Origin of the sequence: Achromobacter sp. ACM04 (assembly GCF_014851465.1) — a bacterium.
GTDB lineage: Bacteria > Pseudomonadota > Gammaproteobacteria > Burkholderiales > Burkholderiaceae_B > Achromobacter > Achromobacter aegrifaciens.
In genome coordinates this window covers 253,789-269,951 of the sequence record NZ_JACUZS010000005.1, presented here as the reverse complement: position 1 = coordinate 269,951, position 16,163 = coordinate 253,789, and the positions used below count along the sequence as shown (strand labels likewise).

Here is a 16,163-nt window from a genome sequence, read left to right as displayed (position 1 = left end):
GCTCTCCTCAGGCGGCGGTGACGCGGACGGTTTCGACCACGTTGCGCATGTAGCCGGCCGGGTTCCACAGCGGGTCCAGCGGCTGGGTTTCGCCGGCCGTGTTGGTGGCGCGGACCTTCAGCGTGTAGTCGCCGGCGGTCTTGGGCGTGAAATCGGCGTGCCATTCGCGGAAGGAATAGCGGCCCAGGTCGCGGCCGAGCTTGGCGGCCTGCCAGGTCTTGCCGTCGTCCGACGAGAACTGGACCTCGCGTATGCCCTTGCCGCCATCGAAGGCGATGCCGCGCACCTGTACCGGCTTGCCGCGGGCGACGCGGGCGCCTTCGGCAAGGCTGGTGATGAAGCTGCGCACGTTGTAGCGGCCGATGGGGCGCGTCTTCTCCGGCGCCTTGCCCGGCGGCGTGCAGGCGCAATCATTGTCGGGAATGCGGTAGGCCTTCTGCATCCAGAAGCCGTCGAACTCCTTGTCCAGCACCTTGATGTCGGCCAGGTGCTTGACCCAGTAGGTGCCGTAGTACCCCGGCACCACCAGGCGCACGGGATAGCCGTTGAGCATGGGCAGGTCGGCGCCGTTCATGGCGTAGGCCAGCATGACTTCGCCGTCCAGCGCATGGGCGGCGTCCAGCGCCTTGACGAACTCCGGCGTGCCGGGCAGCACCGGGCGGTCCATGCCCTCGAATGTCACCTGGCGCGCGCCGGCGCGGATGCCGGCTTTTTCCAGCACGCGCTTGAGCGGGATGCCCAGCCAGCGGGCATTGCCCATGGCGCCGTTGCCCAGTTGCCCCCCGCCCACGCGTGGCGCGAAGAAGCCGCGGCTGTTGCCCGAGCACTGGGTGACAGCCACCAGTTCCACGGGCTTGCCGAACTGCTGCTTCAGGTCCGCCAGCGACAGCTCCAGGGGTTTGTCCACCAGCCCGCTGACCTTGATGCGGTAGGTGTTCAGGTCGATGGCGGTGGGGATGTTGCCCAGGTGGTAGCGCACGAAGAACGCGTCGTTGGGCGTGATGATGTTCTCATTGAAGACCGCGAACGGCGTTTCCAGCTGCGGCGGGCGCGAGGTCTGGCGGATCAGGGGCCGCTTTTGCGGATAGGCGATCAGGTCGCGCTCGCCGTTGGCGAACGGCAGCGTGACGGTGGCCGGCGCCGCCAGGCTGGTCAGCGCATGGCCGGCCAGCGTGCCGGTGGCGCCCAGCGTACAGGCCTGGCGCAGGAAGCGCCGGCGCCCATTCGGGTCGGATGTGCTCATCTTGGTGTCTCCTCGTTCTTGTCAGCGCCCTGCCCCGGCGCGTTCAGACGAGCCTACGCGCGGCGGCCTGACAAATGCGTTAACGTCCGCGCTGCCCGTTTCAATTTCCGCGTTTTTCGCACCGATGACCCTGACCTTCAACAAGCGCGCCTTTGCCGCGCTGCTGGCCGTAACCGCGCTGGAAGCGCTGATCGCCACCCTGGGCGCGCCTTATCCCCTGTTGCGGGGCTTCGTGGGCGACGTGGTGGCGGTGGGCTGGGCCTATCTGGTGTATCGCAGCTTCATCCGCGCGGGCGTGCTGCCGCTGGCGCTGGCCGCGTTGTTCACCGGCTACGCGGTGGAACTGGGGCAGTACCTGGCCCGGTATTTCGGCTGGCGGCTGGAGCAGCCGGTATTGCGCGTGATCCTGGGCAGCGTGCCCGACTGGTGGGACATGCTGGCCTATACGCTGGGATTCTTCCTGGTGCTGGCGCTGGCCGCCTGGAACCGGCGGCGGGGCGCCGCGTTGCGCGGCGCCTAGGCGCTTTTCGTCTTTCTGCCCGGCCAAATCAGCCGGGCTTCCATCAGGGAATCAGCCTGCCTGGCAGACCGGCGCGTCGTCGTGCGCGTGCGCGGCGGGCTTGGCTGCGCGCAGCGGCTGCAGGCGGGCGTTGCGGAACGGCGCGAAGAGCTCGGCCCAGGACGAAGGAAACAGCGGGGTGGCGTGGCGCACGGCGTCACGGCGGGCGTAATGCGTCAGCAATTGTTGGCCGATCGGGGCGTCTCCCAGGGGATGGCGGGTATTCATGGTATTTCCGTATTGCATTGAAAGTGTATTCATTGTACCAGTGCGCGCGCATTCCGGCCAGCCCCCGCGTGCGCACGCCAAGTCATTGATCCATAAAGACTGTCCCTGTTTATTGGGCAGCGTTTGACCAATCTCCGGGATTGCCCTAGCAGTTCAAAATAGTAGACGGTATACAATGTTCAACATGCCCGGGCTTAGACCAGCCTGGAATCCTCACCAATGGACCTGGAGCGAGTCATGGCTGAACTGATGAACCGAGATGAATTCCGTACCGCGTTGGAAAACGCGATCAAGGGCAAGAGCGCCAACGCTTCGCCCTTTTCCATCGCCTGGGCAGAAGGCAAGCTCAGCCGCCAGCATCTGCAGCGCTGGGCCGAGAACCACTACCACTACGTGGGCCCGTTCGCCGACTACCTGGGCTATCTGTACGCCCGCACGCCCGATTCCTACACCGAGGCCAAGGACTTCCTGCTGGCCAATATGTATGAAGAGGAAATCGGGGGCGACCGCCACACGGACCTGCTGATCCGCTTTGCCGAAGCCTGCGGCACCACCCGCGAACGCGTCACCAACCCCGACAACATGTCGCCCACCACGCGCGCCCTGCAAAGCTGGTGCTACGCCGTGGCCATGCGCGAGGACCCCATCGTGGCGGTGGCCGGGCTGGTGGTGGGCCTGGAATCGCAAGTGCCGTCCATCTACCGCAAGCAGACCCCGACCCTGCGCGAGAAGTACGGCTTCACCGACGAGGAAGTGGAGTTCTTCGACCTGCACATCGTGTCCGACGAAATCCACGGCGAACGCGGCTACCAGATCGTGCTGGAGCACGCCAACACGGTGGACCTGCAGCAGCGCTGCCTGAAGATCTGCGAGATCGGCGCGCAGATGCGGCTGCTGTACACGACCGCGCTCTACACCGACTACGTGCAGCAGGAAATCACGCTGCCCGAACTGGGCCTTGCCGCCTGAGCACACCGCAAGGCCGTCTGGCGCTTTCGCGCCGGACGGCCGCGGCCCCGCAGACCCCAGAGCAGAGTATCCATGCCTACCATCGTGTTTCATAAGGGCGGCCAGACCTACACCGACGTGGTGAAGGACAACACCAACCTGGTGGTGCGGGCCGGCATCAAGCAGTTTCCGTATCCGCATCTGCGCTACGAATGCGGCATGGGCAAGTGCGCCAAGTGCGCCTGCCGCGTGCTGGCCGGGGCCGAGCATCTGCCGCCGGTGAACTGGAAGGAAAAAAAGCAGCTGGGCGAACGCATCGACCAGGGTTACCGGCTGGCGTGCCAGCTCTGGCTTACCAGTGACATCGAGCTGGTCCAGGACGTGGAGGCGTAGCGGCAATGGACCCGGTATACGTCATATTGACCACCAAGCCCGGCGTATTCCGCACGGAAGCGGACGATGGCGCGGTGGATATCCTTGAAACCTACGATTACGCGTTCTACGGCCGCGCGCTGGCCGTCTACCGCATCGCCCGCCTGCATGGCGAAACCAAGCTCATCGTCACCGAGGAAACGCCGCCCTACGTGGTGAACCGCGTGCCCTCCAAATTCCTGGAGAAGTTCGCGTCGGTGGAAGCCGCCCGCAAGGAACTGGCCCACCTGACGCGCTTTGGCAGCATGGAATCGACCTTGACGCTGCGCTCCGGCGCGGTCGCCGCGGAGCACTGAACAACATGGTCCAGATCACATTCATCTCCAATGGCGGCAAGGTCGCCACGGCGCCCGAGAACAGCAATCTGCTGCGCGTGTCGCTCAAGGAAAAGGGCGGCATTCCCTTCAAGTGCGGCGGCGGCCTGTGCGGCACCTGCAAGTGCCGCATCGAGGAAGGGCTGGAAAACACCGACGCCATCAAGCCGAAGGAGCGCAAGCATCTGCGTCCCGAAGACTTCGAGGCCGGCTACCGCATGGCCTGCCAGACCTTCGTCAATGGCGATGTGAAGGTGTCGTGGGTGATCCAGAACGGCAAGGGCGTGGTGGTCGGCGCGGCGTCCGATCCCGTGGAAGCGGCGACCTGAGGGCTGCAAGGCCCTGGCCGACCGGCGCTGGCTCCTGGCCGCGCGGCCGGCTCGGTGTGATGAGTTTCAGGCGCGGCAGGCCCGTTCAGGCCACCGACGCGTGCGGCTGCTGCTGGGCTTCCGTATAGGCCTTGGCGGCGTTATGCACGTGCTGGCTGGCCAGCAGCGCGGCCAGGTCGCCGTTGCCGGCGATGACGGCGTTGAGGATCTGCGAATGCTCATCCCAGTTCTGCTTGGCGCGCAGCATATTGCTGGGCGCGAACAGCAGCGCCGTACGGTCGCGCAACGAACGCATCAGGTCGGTCAGCACCACGTTGCCGCCGATGGTGGCCAGCATTTCGTGGAACTGGGAATTCAGCGCCAGGAACTTGTCCAGCTGTTCGCCGCGCGCCGCTTCCGTGCCTTCGCGCAGGAAGGCCTGCAGGCGTTCCACGGTTTTCTCATCGCGGCGCTGCGCCGCGAGCTTGGCGTTCAGGCCTTCCAGCGTGGCGCGCACCTCCACCATGTCGTAGGCGACGGCGTCGGACAGCACCGACACGGACGCGCCGCGGCGCGGCTCGATGGTCACCAGGCCTTCGGCGGCCAATGCGCGCAGCGCTTCGCGCACGGGGATGCGCGAGACGCCCATTTCTTCGGACAGGCGGCCCTCGACCAGGCGGTCGCCGGGCGTGAACTCGCCGCTGAGGATGCGCTCGCGCAGCTTGTCGCGGATGACGGCAAACAACTGCGGATGCTGCTCGCCGATCTTCAGCGAGGCGGAATGCTGCGTTGCTGCGGCTTGCGGGCTGACGGGTGAGGTTGTCATGGCGAGCAGGTTTGGCTTAATGGATACAGTCTCCATTGTATTACCGGGTGTAGCTGCATGGCTTGGGGGGCGCACCGCATCAGTGTCCCCAAAAAGCCTTGGCCAGTACGCCCAGCGCGCCCAAGGCGCATACCGCCAGCAGCACGCCGCGCACCGCGCGCGGCGGCAGACGGTGGCGCAGCCGGTTGGAGACCGCAAAACCGGCCAGCAGGAAAGGCGCCAGGCTGAGCGCCAGTCCGGCGTGATAGCCCGTATACCGCTTGGCCCATGCCAGCATGGCCAGCGAGAAGATCGATCCCAGGAACAGCACCATGCCGAGCGTGGCGCGCAGGCGCGGCGGCGCCGCGTGCTGCATCACGATGGCGATGGGCGGCGCGCCCACCGAAGTCATGGTGCCCATGATGCCCGAGGCCACGCCCGCGCCGGACACGCGTCCGGGCGTGGCGGAAAAGTGCAGGCCGGCCGCGCTCAGCGCCACGGCCACCAGGATCAGGGCGGCGAACAGCACCCCCAGCGCCTGCGGCGCGAAGCGCGTCATGGCGTAGATCGCGATCAGCGTACCGACGGCGCGTCCCGCCAGCGCGTAGGACACCGAAGGCCAGTCGATGGCGGCCCGCTCGCGCAATGCGGTCAGCAGCGAAATGAAGCCGCCCAGCGTCAAGAGCGGCCCCGGCGCCAACTGCGGAAAGAACATGGCCGCCACCGGCGCGGCGAACATCGCGAAGCCCACGCCGCCCACGCCCTGCGCGATCGCGGCGCCGAACACCACGGCGGCCATGGTGGCGTACTGCAGAAGATCGGGATACGGCAGGGAGGATGGCATGCCTGGAGTAGTCTTTACTATGTATACGATAGTCTATCCAGGATTTTTCCGAATTTCATGAAGTGCTTCAAAAACTAGGGTAATCCCCTGATTTTTCGGCGCTATTCATGGATTTTTCAGAATTATCGCTTTCCCTAGGCGCTGCATATTTTGATTGGTATGACTACAAACGAAATATAGTATACCGAACGTGGCGACATAACTGCCACGCATACAAGGGGAATAGCACATGCAAGCGGACGTAGTGCTCAACGCTGCTCACTGGATGTACCTGATCAGCGTGGCCGCCATCATCCTGACGATGATTCTGCGGGCCAACGTGGTGGTGCCGTCGGTCATCGGCACCTTTCTGGTGGTGCTGGCCATCACGGGCAATCCGATCAGCGCCCTGATAGGCATCTTCTCGGCCAGCTTCGTGGCGGCCAAGGAGCTGTTCAACATCTTCCTGGTGATCACCTTCATGACGGCGCTGCTCAATGCGCTGAAAACCCTGCAGGCGGACGTGCGCATGGTGCAGCCGTTTCGCCGCGTCATGCGGGGCGGGCATTCGTCCTTCCTGATCATCGCTCTCTGTACTTATGTGATCTCGCTGTTCTTCTGGCCGACGCCGGCGGTGCCGCTGGTGTCCGCCATCCTGCTGCCCGCGGCCATCGCGGCGGGCCTGCCGCCCTTGGCGGGCGCCATGGCCATCGCCATCGCCGGCCAGGGCATGGCGCTGTCCTCGGACTACGTGATCGGCGTGGCGCCCAGCATCAGCGCCAAGGCTGCCGGGGCGGCGGTTAGCGCCGCCGTGGTCGCGGACCGCGCGCTGGTGCTATCGCTCATCACCGGCGGGGTCGCGCTGGTGGCGGCCTACCTGCTGATCCGCAAGCACATCGTGCCGGCCGATGCTGGGCTCCTGTCCGCCTGGCAGGCCCGCGCGCAGGACGGCAGCCTGGCGCGCATCGAACAGTCCGGCTCCTTCGACAAGGCCGAGCTGGCACGGGGCACCATGGGCGCGGACCCTGCCTTGCCCAGCGGCCCGGCCCTGAGCGACGAAGAGCGCCGCCGCGTGCGCTGGTCCAAGACCTTTGCCGTGGTGACGCCGTTGGCCTTTCTCGCGGTGATCGCGGTCATGGTGCTGCCGCGCCTGTTCCCGTCCCTGCCCGCGCTGCGCGGCGGCGATGCGGCGGCGCTGGTGGGCGGCGTGGCCTTTGTCGTGATGATGCTGGTGACCCTGGCCGCGGAAGGCCCGCGCAAGATGCTGGACGTCTGTCCGGAACACGTCACCGACGGCTTCGTGTTCGCCTTCAAGGCCATGGGCTCGGTGCTGCCGATCGCGGGTTTCTTCTTCGTGGGCGCCAATGAAACCGCCGCGCAGATCCTGGGCGTGCCGCAAGCGCAGGCGCCGGGCCTGCTGTTCGAGGTGATCTCCGCCGGCCAGCACCTGATCCCTGAAAACCATTTCCTCGTGGCGTTCGGCGTGCTGCTGGTCGGGATGATCACCGGCATCGACGGATCGGGCTTCGCCGGCCTGCCCCTGACCGGCACCCTGTCCGGCGCCCTGGGCCCTGTAGTGGGCGTGGACCCGGCGACGCTGGCGGCAGTGGGCCAGATGGGCGCGGTCTGGACGGGCGGCGGCACGCTGATCGCCTGGTCCTCGCTGATCGCGGTGGCGGGCTTTGCGCGGGTGAACGTGTTGTCGCTGGTGCGCGCCTTGCTGGTGCCGGTGCTGCTGGCGCTGTTCGTCTCCACGATCTGCGCCGTGCTGATCTGGAGCTGATACCTGTTTGTGGCGCTGCTTTGGGGTCCCTGCGGGGACCCTTTTTTCCAGGTGGCGACCTGTCCAGAGCAGGGGTTTACACGTATCGATCCATATTGATTAAAGTATACAATGTTCATAAGCCAACCCGCCCAGGCACTCGCGGCCAGACGGGCGCAGACTAAGGAAGAGCTTCCGTGGACGATCTCTCGCAGCAAACATTCCTGAACCACATCGGCGGCAGCTGGGTGCCCAGCGGCACCGGCAAGACGGCGCCCAACATCAACCCGGCCGACACCAGCGACATCGTGGGCCGTTTCCAGGTGTCGGACGCCGAAGACGCCCGCCAGGCGGTGGCATCCGCCGAGGCCGCCTTCGCCGGCTGGCGCGATACGCCGATCTCCAAGCGCGCCGCCATCCTGTTCCGCGCGGCCCAGTATCTGGAAGACCACGCCAACGACATCGCGCGCGAATTGACCCGCGAAGAGGGCAAGAGCCTGAACCTGGCCCGGGACGAGGTGCTGCGTTCGGCGCAGACGATCCGCTTCTACGCAGTGGAAGGGCAGTCATTCACGGGCGAAACCTATCCCAACGACGATCCGGACATGGTGGTCTACAGCCAGCGCGAACCGCTGGGCGTGGTGACGGTGATTTCCCCCTGGAACTTCCCCATTTCCATCCCCGCCCGCAAGATTGCCCCGGCGCTCATCACGGGCAATACCGTGGTGTTCAAGCCCTCGTCCGACGCGCCCATGTCGGGCTACCGGCTGACCGAAGCCTTCGTGCAGGCAGGCCTGCCGGCCGGGGTGCTGAACTTCCTGACCGGCCCGGCCGGCGCCGTGGGCGAGGCCATCACCGGTGCGCGCGCGGTACGGGCGATTTCCTTTACAGGCTCCACCGCCGCGGGCGAGCAGATACACCGGACCGCCGGCCTGACCACCCGCACGCAGATGGAACTGGGCGGCAAGAATCCCTTGATCGTGCTGGCGGACGCCGACCTGGACCGAGCCGTGGACCTGACTGTGAAGGGCGGCTTTTCGCTCAGCGGCCAGGCCTGCACCGGCACCAGCCGGGTGCTGGTGGACAAGCGCGTGCGCCAGGCCTACACCGACAAGCTGCTGGCCCGCATCAAGACGCTGACCATAGGCAACGGCCTGGACGGCAACTTCGACCTGGGGCCGCTGGCCACCGCCAAGCAGCTGGACAACGTGCTGGGCTACGTGGCGGTCGGCAAGCAGGAGGCCACGCACCTGTACGGCGGCGACCGCCTGACGGGTGCCGGGTTCGAGCGCGGCTATTACGTGTCGCCCGCGCTGTTCACCGACGTCACGCAGCAGATGCGCATCGCCCGTGAAGAGATTTTCGGCCCGGTGATCGCACTGATTGAAGTGGACGGCTACGAAGACGCCATTGCCCGCGCCAACGACACCGAATACGGCCTGTCGGCCGCCATCGCCACCACCGATGCGCGCTATGCCCACCGTTTCGCCCGCGACATCCAGGCCGGCACCGTGAAGATCAATCGGACCACCACCGGCAACCTGATCAACGCGCCGTTCGGCGGACTCAAGCACTCCAGCACTTCCACGTTCCGCGAATCGGGGCGCGTGGGACTGGAGTTCTACACGCAGATCAAGACTGTCTACCGCGCCGGCTGAGGCTGCGGTCCCTACACGCAAGCAAAGGAGGTCATCCCCATGAAGCAGGTCTATCGTCTGGAACTTGAAGAAGCGCGCGTGATGGTGCGCGCGGCCATCGCCAAATCGGAAGAGATCGGCGTGCTGGAGACGATTTGCATCGTCGACGACGGCGGCTATCCCATCGCGCTGGAACGCATGGACGGCGCCCGCATCACCGGCCCGCAGATTGCCTGGAACAAGGCATTCACAGCGGCCGGGCACAAGCGTTCCACGCATCTGTTCAACACGCCGCCCAACGGTCCCGCGCTGCCCGGCAACGAAGCGTTCGGCATCCAGTGGAGCTTTGACGGCAAGTTCGCCGTGTTTGTCGGCGGCTTTCCCATTGTGGTCAACAACGAAGTGATCGGCGGCGTGGGCCTGAGCGGCGGCAACGGCGAACAGGACACCAAGGCTGGTCTGGCCGCGCTTGCGGCACTGGCGACGCTGCTGGAGCCGCGCGGCATGAAAGTGCTGGTCGAGGCTGACATCAAGAAATAAGCGAGGCCGGCCATGGCATACCGCGTGCATATCCTGCAAACCGACGAGTCGTTCCAGGTCGAAGAAGGCGAATCCGTGCTGCAGGCCGCCGAACGCTCGGCGGTGAAGCTGCCGCACGAGTGCACCTTCGGCGGCTGCGGCACCTGCCGCATCAAGCTGGAATCCGGCGCCGTGGAGTACGAAGAGTTCCCCATGGCCCTGACACCCGAAGAAGCGGCCGAAGGCTACGCGCTGGCCTGCCAGGCCCGGCCCCTGGGCGATCTTTGCATCAGCGTGGCCAGCAGCCGGCAGTCGTTTCCCGAACCGCGCCGCCTGCCCGCCACCATCCACCGCATCGAGCGCTTATGCGATGACGTCATCCACCTGACGCTGGCGCTGCCAGAGGCGGGCCTGGAGTACGTGCCGGGCCAGTACATGAACGTGGTGCTGCCCGACGGCGAGACGCGCAGCTTTTCCATGGCTTCCGCACCCGCCGGCAACCTGGTGGATTTCCATGTGCGTCGCATTCCCGGCGGCCGTTACACCGATCAGTGGCTGGGCCAGGCGCAAGCCGGCGCCGGCGTGGAGATCGAAGCGCCGCTGGGCGTATTCAGCTACCACGAGGAAGACTGGCGGCCGCTCATCATGATGGCCACGGGGACCGGCATCGCGCCGATCAAGGCCATTCTGGAATCGCTGCTGGACAACGAGGACTGCCCGCCCGTCACGCTCTACTGGGGCATGCGCACCGAAGCAGACCTGTATCTGCGCGACGAGATCGAAAGCTGGGCGGGGCGGCTGTACGAATTCAACTTCGTGCCGGTGCTGTCGCGCGCGGGCGCCGATTGGCAGGGCCGCCGCGGCCATGTGCAGCAAGCGGTCCTGGAGGACCACCAGGATCTGTCCGAGCACGCCTTCTACCTGTGCGGCGCGCCGGACATGATCCACCAAGCCAAGAGCCTGCTGGCCGCGCGCGGCGCCAGCCTGGATCACATGTACTCCGACAGCTTCACCTTCCAGCACGCGCTGGCCGCGGCCTGAGCGGCCGCGCCGGCGCCTAGCGGTACACCAGCACCGGCAGCTTGGTGCGCGCCAGCACGCGCTGGGTTTCGCTGCCCAGCAGGAAGCCCGTCATGCCGTGGCGGCCGTGCGAACCCATGACGATCAGGTCGCAGCCCTGGTTCTGCGCGGCCTCGACGATGGCTTCGTGCGGATGGTCGTTGACCGTGACCACGGCATTGCACGGCACCAGCGCGTGGCGCGCTTCCATTTCCAGGTTGTCCAGGTAGGTTTGCGCATTCTTGCGCGCCTGGTCGGTGTGGTGCGCCTGCGTGGTGCCCAGCATTTCGGCCTGGTAGACCAGCAGATGGTCCTCCGGAATGGCGCGGATGAGCGTGACGGTGGCTCCCATTTCCTTGGCGAAAACAAGAGCGCGCTTGAAAGCCGATTCAGACAGCAGGGAGCCGTCCACGGCGACGAGCAGGTGCTTATACATGTTGCCTCTCCTTTAGGAAAAGGAATCGGGAGCAACTAGCCAATCCAGTATAGGCTCGCCGCCAGGTGCAAGCCAGTCCTGCATACGGACGAGGCGCCCGGGCGGCAGTCTTCGCATATTTCCCAAAGCGGCCGAACCCGCGCTTCAACATAACCTCATATCGACTAAGTATTTTTCGGCGCCGCGCGGCGATGACAGAATCGGTTCGACTTCTTGAACCCACCGCCGGAAACGACCCTTCATGTCATCGCCACGTCACCAGGCTCACGCCCGCGTCCTTGCCATCGCCGGCAGTCCATCGCAGCGCTCCCGTTCCTCGGTGCTGCTGCGGCACGCCGCCGGGATCCTGCAGCGGCGGGGCTTGAGCGTGGGAGAACTGGGCTTGCGCGATATCCCCGCCGAAGACCTGATAGAAGGCAACTACGCCGGCCCCGCGGCCAACGCGCTGCGCGCACGCGTGGCGGCGGCAGACGCGGTGGTGATTTCCTCGCCGGTCTACCAGGCTTCCTTTTCCGGCGGGTTGAAGGCGGTGTTGGACCTGCTGGATCCCAAGGCGTTGGCCGGCAAGGTGGTGTTGCCCATCGCCACGGGGGGCAGCCCGGCGCATCTGTTGGCGCTGGAGTATGGCTTGAAGCCCGTGCTGTCAGCGCTGGGCGCGCGCCACATCCTGGCGGGCGTCTACGCCACCGATACGCAGGTTCGCCTGGACGAATTCGGCGCGCGCGAGATAGACGGGGAGGTCAGCCGGCGGCTGGATGACTCGGTGGAGCGTCTGTCCGAGCTGGTCTTGCCGCGCGTCGCCGTTTCCAGCCCATCCTACGATCTGGGCCGGCTCGCGTTGGCGGGCGCCTTCAGCGTCTGACCGATGCGCCGCGCCCACGCCCGCAACGCTCCCGACGCCCCGGCTCTGCGCTGGCTGGGAGGCGCGCTGCTCGCCGCACTTTGGCTGGGCGGCAGCGAGACGGCCAGGCCGGCGCTGCCGGCGTTGAGCCTGCTTGCGCCGCTCCTGTACCAGACGGTGCGCGGCATACGCGCGGCGGATCCGGCGCTGGTCGAAACCGGTCGGTCTCATGGCTTGAACGGCTGGGCGCTCTATTGGCATGTGCTGCTGCCAGGCGCATTGCCGTTCATCCTGACGGGCCTGAGGCAGGGGCTGGGACTTCTATGGCTGACCCTGATCGCATTGGAACTGTTCGCGACGCCGACGCGATTGGGAATTCCGCAATGGCTGGGCAGCGGTCCGCCGGGTGCGACGACGCTGTTGCTGGCGATTGCGCTCTACGCGGCTCTCAGCGTGGGCTCGGGGGCGTTGGTAAGCGCGCTGGAGCGCTGGCTGCTGCGCTGGAGGCCGCGATGATGTTCATCAATCCCAACGAATTCGAGCTATTGCAGCACCTGGACGTGCGCCAGCCGACGGAGCCGGACGAAGCGCCCGAGGCCGAGCCGCAGGCTGCGCTGCGCGTGACCTTGCGCAAGCTCGCCAAGCGCCACGGCGACCGCATTGCCTTGCAGCCGCTGGACCTGGAGATCGCGGCCGGCGAGTTCGTGGCCGTGGTCGGGCGCGCCGGCAGCGGCAAGAGCACCTTGCTGCATCTGCTGGCCGGCAAGCTTGCGCCCAGCGGCGAGCAAGGTGGCGAGCCGGGCCGTCCGCCGCTGCTGTTCGACAACTTTCCCGTCTGGGAGCCCGACGCCCGCGTGCGTCTCTTGCTGTCGGACTCACGCCTTTTGCCCTGGAAGACCGTGTTGCACAACGTCGCCCTGGGGTTGCCCGGCACGGCGCCGGCGGCCGAAGCGTTGCGGCAGGTCGGACTGGACGGCCGCGGCGGCGAGTGGCCCGCGCAGCTATCCGAACCGCAGCGCCAGCGCGTGGCGCTGGCCCGGGCCCTGGCGCGCCGTCCCGGCTTGTTGTTGCTGGACGAGCCTTTCCAGGAGCTGGATTCGCTGAGCCGCATCGAGGCGCAGCGGCTGCTGGAGGATCTCTGGCGCCAGCAGGGCTTTACCGCCGTGCTGGCGACCGACGACGCGGCCGAGGCCGTGGCGGTGGCGGACCGCATCCTGGTGCTGGACGAAGGCGGCGTGGCGCTGGACGAGCGCGTCGGCCTGGCGCGTCCCCGCGTGCGCGGTTCGGCCGCTGTCGCCGCCCTGGAGGCCCGCGTGCTGCGCGCCGCCTTGCGTCAACAAGACACGCCGGACGCTGGCCGTCCCTTGGCGCCCGTCATCCAGATCCGGCACCTGAGGCTGGCGGTCTGAGACCGCGCCCGGCGATTCCCCCATGGGCGGCATGACGCCGCCCTTTACCCCAGGAGCAAGACCATGAGCATTCAATCCATCAACGCCCGCAACCAGTTCCGCGGCAAGATCAAGGAGATCATCCTGGGTCCGGTGGTGTCCGAGGTGGACGTGGATACGCCGGCCGGCATCGTGACCTCGGTGATCACCACCCGGTCGGTCAAGGAGTTGGGCCTGGAGGTCGGCACCGAGGTGCTGGCTTTCGTCAAGGCGACCGAGGTTTCCGTCGCCAAACTGTGAACCGAGGCAGACCCACGCCGGCGCTTCCCCTGCGCCGGGGTTAGGCATATATTGTCAGCGCGATATCCGGCAGTTCCTCCTGGCTTGTGGCTTTACGCTTGGCGATACACGGAGAACGGAAAATGCGTCGACTGCAACAATGGTTCATCGGCTGGTTATGCCTGGGGTTGGCGGTCTGCCTTCCCGCCACGGCGCAGACCAAGCTGGACAACGCGCAACTGGATCAGTTGATGGCGCCCGTGGCGCTGTATCCGGATTCGCTGCTCTCGCAAATCCTCATGGGTGCGACCTACCCCGACGATGTCGCGGCGGCCGCCAAATGGTCGGCCGCCCACACCTCGGAATCCGGAGACCAGGCCGTCAAGGCGGTCGAGGGCGAGTCCTGGGATCCCAGCGTCAAATCCCTGGTGGCCTTCCCCTCGGTCATGGACATGATGGGCCGCCAGCCTGACTGGGTGAAATCCGTGGGCGACGCCTTCCTGGCGCAGCCCGACGCCGTCATGGATTCGGTCCAGCGGCTGCGCGTCCAGGCGCAGAAGGCCGGCAACCTGAAGAGCACGCCGCAGCAGAAGGTCACCTCCAGCACCACCAACGACAAGACCGTCGTGGTGATCGAGCCGGCCGATCCGCAGGTGGTGTACGTGCCCAGCTACAACCCGACGGTGGTGTACGGCACCTGGGCCTATCCCTCCTATCCGCCTTACTACTATCCGCCGCCTCCGGGCTCGGTGTTCGCCACCTCGCTGGTGGCCGGCATCGGCTTCGGCCTGGGCGTGGCTGCGGTCAACTCCATGTGGGGCGGGTTCGACTGGGGGCATAACGACGTCGACATCGACGTCAACCGCTACAACAACATCAACGTCAACCAGCGCATCGACCGCAACAACATCAACAACAATAGAACGACCTGGCAGCACAACCCGGCCAACCGCGGCAATACGCCGTATGCCGACCAGGCCAGCCGCCAGCGCTTCGACAGCCAGCGTCAGGCCGGCGTGCAGAACCGGGCGCAGGGGGGCCGCGCGCCGGGCGCAGCGGCAGCGCCGAACTCCCGCGATGCCGCGCGCCAGCGCGCGGCGCAGTCGTTCGAAGGCCGTACCGGGCAGTCCATACCCGGCCATTCCGAACCGGGCGCGGGGCGCGGCCAGGGGGCGGGCAGGGGAGACGCCGCGGCCAATCGCGGGCAGGGACAAGGGCAGCGGGCCGGACAAGGCGGGCAGGGCGGACAAGGCGCCCGCGACCGGGCGCAGGGCGGCGGGCAGGCGCAGCACAGCCGGCCTGCCTCCAGCGTGTCCACGCAGGACCGCCAGGCCGCGGCCCAGCGCCAGCGCGCCGACGAAGCGGCCGCACGCGACCGCGGCCGCGCTTCCAATAGCGCCAACGCGCTGAGCGGCGCCGGCAACGGCGACCAGATGCGGCAGCAGCGCACGCGCAGCGAGATGAGCCGCGGCGGCGGTGGCGGCCCGCGCGGCGGCGGACATGGGGGCGGCGGACGCGGCGGTGGCGGCGGCGGACATTTCGGTGGCCGGAGATAAGCATCATGGACAAGGGAACTCTCATGACCATTGCTCGTTTGCGCGCGCTGGGCGCCGCGTCGCTGCTGGCGCTGGGCCTTGCGGCCCCCGCCGCGGCGCAAAGCCTTTATCCGAGTCCGCAGGCCGCCGCCGACGCCTTCGTCGACGCCATGGCCACCAGTGACCTCGACAAACTGGCCAAGGTGTTGGGGCCGAATCATCGCAAGATCGTGCCGGGCGGCGTGGCGCAGGACGACATCTACCGTTTCCTGGCGGCCTGGTCGCGCAAGCACGAGATCGTGGCCGATGGCGGCCGTTCCTGGCTGGCGGTCGGGGATTCGGGCTGGACCCTGCCCGTACCCATCGTGCGCGCCGGGCAGGGCTGGCGTTTCGACCCGGCGGCGGGCACGGCGGAAATCCGCCGCCGCGCCATCGGCCGCAACGAACTGACCGCCATCGAAACGCTGCGCGAGCTGCAGGCCGCGCAGGGGCGATACAAGGACAGCGTGGGCCAGGGACGCTACGCGAGCCGCCTGGTCAGCCGTCCGGGACAACGCGACGGGCTGTACTGGCCCGAGGTGCCGGGCGCACCGCAGCAGGCCTACGGGTTGGACGCGCTCAGCATGGGGCCGGAGGTGCCGCTGGACGACGCTTACTACGGCTACCGGTACAAGGTGATACCGGGCGCGGACGGAGGCTCGTACCGAATCGTGGCCTGGCCGGCGCGCTACGGGCAGACGGGCATCGACTCCTTCGTCGTCGGTCCCGACGGGCGCGTGTTGGAAGCCGACCTGGGACCCGCGTCCGCGGCACGCGCCGCGGCCTTGCGGGAACGCGATATCAGTGCCGGAACCTGGACCGACGCCGACGCGCAACCCGTTGGCAGCAAATGATTTTTCCAGCTTCCGAAGAGTAATCGGGACACGCCTGTTGCTGGGTCGCAACAGGCGTGTCCGTTTGTCCGCATCGGGTAGCGCGACGCCCTTTTGTCAGCCCGCTGTGCCTAAAATGGCGAGCACCGGGACCCTGCCCGATACCCCTTTGCCG

Annotated in this window: 20 protein-coding genes; 15 read left to right on the top strand and 5 right to left on the bottom strand. The window is 66.9% G+C overall.

Annotated features, from left to right (window positions below; genetic code table 11):
* Window positions 1–7 precede the first annotated feature (7 nt).
* Window positions 8–1,243 (bottom strand): molybdopterin-dependent oxidoreductase, encoded by a 1,236-nt coding sequence (locus IB259_RS26615; RefSeq protein WP_192330554.1) that lies wholly within the window; start codon window positions 1,241–1,243, stop codon window positions 8–10.
* A 124-nt stretch (window positions 1,244–1,367) separates the two neighbouring features.
* Here IB259_RS26615 and IB259_RS26610 point away from each other — a divergent pair, with 124 nt between their 5' ends.
* Window positions 1,368–1,763 carry a DUF2809 domain-containing protein gene (locus IB259_RS26610; protein ID WP_192330553.1) on the top strand — a complete coding sequence of 132 codons (396 nt, stop codon included), beginning with the start codon at window positions 1,368–1,370 and terminating at the stop codon, window positions 1,761–1,763.
* A 51-nt stretch (window positions 1,764–1,814) separates the two neighbouring features.
* Here the strand turns inward: IB259_RS26610 and IB259_RS26605 are convergent, their stop codons facing one another.
* Complete coding sequence (locus tag IB259_RS26605) at window positions 1,815–2,030, bottom strand: hypothetical protein (RefSeq protein WP_054455330.1); 216 nt, start codon at window positions 2,028–2,030, stop codon at window positions 1,815–1,817.
* A 237-nt stretch (window positions 2,031–2,267) separates the two neighbouring features.
* Here IB259_RS26605 and IB259_RS26600 point away from each other — a divergent pair, with 237 nt between their 5' ends.
* From IB259_RS26600 to IB259_RS26585, 4 genes are all read left to right on the top strand, one after another.
* Window positions 2,268–2,999 carry a TenA family transcriptional regulator gene (locus IB259_RS26600; RefSeq protein WP_054455904.1) on the top strand — a complete coding sequence of 244 codons (732 nt, stop codon included), beginning with the start codon at window positions 2,268–2,270 and terminating at the stop codon, window positions 2,997–2,999.
* Window positions 3,000–3,071: 72 nt separating this feature from the next.
* Window positions 3,072–3,371, top strand: a complete 300-nt coding sequence (locus tag IB259_RS26595) for a 2Fe-2S iron-sulfur cluster-binding protein (protein ID WP_054455328.1) — start codon at window positions 3,072–3,074, stop codon at window positions 3,369–3,371.
* A 5-nt stretch (window positions 3,372–3,376) separates the two neighbouring features.
* Entirely contained in the window at window positions 3,377–3,706 is a 330-nt protein-coding gene (locus IB259_RS26590; RefSeq protein ID WP_192330551.1) for a ferredoxin, read from the top strand.
* Window positions 3,703–4,053 carry a 2Fe-2S iron-sulfur cluster-binding protein gene (locus IB259_RS26585; RefSeq protein ID WP_054455325.1) on the top strand — a complete coding sequence of 117 codons (351 nt, stop codon included), beginning with the start codon at window positions 3,703–3,705 and terminating at the stop codon, window positions 4,051–4,053. The genes IB259_RS26590 and IB259_RS26585 overlap by 4 nt, the downstream gene beginning before the upstream one ends.
* A gap of 85 nt (window positions 4,054–4,138) precedes the next feature.
* Here IB259_RS26585 and IB259_RS26580 read toward each other — a convergent pair whose 3' ends face one another.
* Together IB259_RS26580 and IB259_RS26575 are read right to left on the bottom strand one after the other, a co-directional pair.
* Window positions 4,139–4,858: a GntR family transcriptional regulator gene (locus tag IB259_RS26580; protein ID WP_054455322.1), complete on the bottom strand. Its 720-nt coding sequence runs from the start codon at window positions 4,856–4,858 to the stop codon at window positions 4,139–4,141.
* A 79-nt stretch (window positions 4,859–4,937) separates the two neighbouring features.
* Window positions 4,938–5,681 carry a sulfite exporter TauE/SafE family protein gene (locus IB259_RS26575; RefSeq protein WP_054455320.1) on the bottom strand — a complete coding sequence of 248 codons (744 nt, stop codon included), beginning with the start codon at window positions 5,679–5,681 and terminating at the stop codon, window positions 4,938–4,940.
* A gap of 229 nt (window positions 5,682–5,910) precedes the next feature.
* Between IB259_RS26575 and IB259_RS26570 the strand changes: the two genes are divergently transcribed.
* From IB259_RS26570 to IB259_RS26555, 4 genes are all read left to right on the top strand, one after another.
* A complete protein-coding gene (locus IB259_RS26570) occupies window positions 5,911–7,443 on the top strand; it encodes a hypothetical protein (protein ID WP_175162036.1) in 1,533 nt (510 codons plus the stop codon).
* A 176-nt stretch (window positions 7,444–7,619) separates the two neighbouring features.
* Window positions 7,620–9,080 (top strand): aldehyde dehydrogenase family protein, encoded by a 1,461-nt coding sequence (locus IB259_RS26565; RefSeq protein ID WP_054455318.1) that lies wholly within the window; start codon window positions 7,620–7,622, stop codon window positions 9,078–9,080.
* Window positions 9,081–9,119: 39 nt separating this feature from the next.
* A complete protein-coding gene (locus tag IB259_RS26560) occupies window positions 9,120–9,599 on the top strand; it encodes a heme-binding protein (protein ID WP_013391063.1) in 480 nt (159 codons plus the stop codon).
* A 12-nt stretch (window positions 9,600–9,611) separates the two neighbouring features.
* Window positions 9,612–10,619, top strand: a complete 1,008-nt coding sequence (locus IB259_RS26555; RefSeq protein WP_192330549.1) for a 2Fe-2S iron-sulfur cluster-binding protein — start codon at window positions 9,612–9,614, stop codon at window positions 10,617–10,619.
* A gap of 16 nt (window positions 10,620–10,635) precedes the next feature.
* On the opposite strand, the gene IB259_RS26550 is transcribed toward IB259_RS26555, so the two are convergent.
* Window positions 10,636–11,073 (bottom strand): universal stress protein, encoded by a 438-nt coding sequence (locus tag IB259_RS26550; RefSeq protein ID WP_054455315.1) that lies wholly within the window; start codon window positions 11,071–11,073, stop codon window positions 10,636–10,638.
* A gap of 241 nt (window positions 11,074–11,314) precedes the next feature.
* On the opposite strand from IB259_RS26550, the gene ssuE reads away from it, so the two are divergent.
* The 6 genes from ssuE (at window position 11,315) to IB259_RS26520 (ending at window position 16,009) form a co-directional block, all read left to right on the top strand.
* Window positions 11,315–11,935, top strand: coding sequence for an NADPH-dependent FMN reductase (gene ssuE, locus IB259_RS26545; protein ID WP_054455313.1), 621 nt, complete (start codon window positions 11,315–11,317; stop codon window positions 11,933–11,935).
* Between the two features lie 3 nt (window positions 11,936–11,938).
* Window positions 11,939–12,430 (top strand): ABC transporter permease subunit, encoded by a 492-nt coding sequence (locus IB259_RS26540; protein WP_119449914.1) that lies wholly within the window; start codon window positions 11,939–11,941, stop codon window positions 12,428–12,430.
* A complete protein-coding gene (locus IB259_RS26535; RefSeq protein WP_192330547.1) occupies window positions 12,427–13,323 on the top strand; it encodes an ATP-binding cassette domain-containing protein in 897 nt (298 codons plus the stop codon). The genes IB259_RS26540 and IB259_RS26535 overlap by 4 nt, the downstream gene beginning before the upstream one ends.
* A gap of 63 nt (window positions 13,324–13,386) precedes the next feature.
* A complete protein-coding gene (locus IB259_RS26530) occupies window positions 13,387–13,602 on the top strand; it encodes a molybdopterin-binding protein (protein WP_054455309.1) in 216 nt (71 codons plus the stop codon).
* 122 nt (window positions 13,603–13,724) lie between these two features.
* Entirely contained in the window at window positions 13,725–15,137 is a 1,413-nt protein-coding gene (locus tag IB259_RS26525) for a DUF3300 domain-containing protein (protein ID WP_192330546.1), read from the top strand.
* Window positions 15,138–15,142: 5 nt separating this feature from the next.
* Window positions 15,143–16,009, top strand: a complete 867-nt coding sequence (locus IB259_RS26520) for a DUF2950 family protein (protein WP_054455305.1) — start codon at window positions 15,143–15,145, stop codon at window positions 16,007–16,009.
* The last annotated feature ends 154 nt before the right edge of the window (window positions 16,010–16,163 follow it).

Bases quoted from the DNA above. Each gene is read 5' to 3' on its own strand.
- IB259_RS26615 (WP_192330554.1), bottom strand. From the start codon at position 1,243: ATGAGCACATCCGACCCGAATGGGCGCCGGCGCTTCCTGCGCCAGGCC.
- IB259_RS26610 (WP_192330553.1), top strand. From the start codon at position 1,368: ATGACCCTGACCTTCAACAAGCGCGCCTTTGCCGCGCTGCTGGCCGTA.
- IB259_RS26605 (WP_054455330.1), bottom strand. From the start codon at position 2,030: ATGAATACCCGCCATCCCCTGGGAGACGCCCCGATCGGCCAACAATTG.
- IB259_RS26600 (WP_054455904.1), top strand. From the start codon at position 2,268: ATGGCTGAACTGATGAACCGAGATGAATTCCGTACCGCGTTGGAAAAC.
- IB259_RS26595 (WP_054455328.1), top strand. From the start codon at position 3,072: ATGCCTACCATCGTGTTTCATAAGGGCGGCCAGACCTACACCGACGTG.
- IB259_RS26590 (WP_192330551.1), top strand. From the start codon at position 3,377: ATGGACCCGGTATACGTCATATTGACCACCAAGCCCGGCGTATTCCGC.
- IB259_RS26580 (WP_054455322.1), bottom strand. From the start codon at position 4,858: ATGACAACCTCACCCGTCAGCCCGCAAGCCGCAGCAACGCAGCATTCC.
- IB259_RS26575 (WP_054455320.1), bottom strand. From the start codon at position 5,681: ATGCCATCCTCCCTGCCGTATCCCGATCTTCTGCAGTACGCCACCATG.
- IB259_RS26570 (WP_175162036.1), top strand. From the start codon at position 5,911: ATGCAAGCGGACGTAGTGCTCAACGCTGCTCACTGGATGTACCTGATC.
- IB259_RS26560 (WP_013391063.1), top strand. From the start codon at position 9,120: ATGAAGCAGGTCTATCGTCTGGAACTTGAAGAAGCGCGCGTGATGGTG.
- IB259_RS26555 (WP_192330549.1), top strand. From the start codon at position 9,612: ATGGCATACCGCGTGCATATCCTGCAAACCGACGAGTCGTTCCAGGTC.
- IB259_RS26550 (WP_054455315.1), bottom strand. From the start codon at position 11,073: ATGTATAAGCACCTGCTCGTCGCCGTGGACGGCTCCCTGCTGTCTGAA.
- ssuE (WP_054455313.1), top strand. From the start codon at position 11,315: ATGTCATCGCCACGTCACCAGGCTCACGCCCGCGTCCTTGCCATCGCC.
- IB259_RS26540 (WP_119449914.1), top strand. From the start codon at position 11,939: ATGCGCCGCGCCCACGCCCGCAACGCTCCCGACGCCCCGGCTCTGCGC.
- IB259_RS26535 (WP_192330547.1), top strand. From the start codon at position 12,427: ATGATGTTCATCAATCCCAACGAATTCGAGCTATTGCAGCACCTGGAC.
- IB259_RS26530 (WP_054455309.1), top strand. From the start codon at position 13,387: ATGAGCATTCAATCCATCAACGCCCGCAACCAGTTCCGCGGCAAGATC.
- IB259_RS26525 (WP_192330546.1), top strand. From the start codon at position 13,725: ATGCGTCGACTGCAACAATGGTTCATCGGCTGGTTATGCCTGGGGTTG.
- IB259_RS26520 (WP_054455305.1), top strand. From the start codon at position 15,143: ATGGACAAGGGAACTCTCATGACCATTGCTCGTTTGCGCGCGCTGGGC.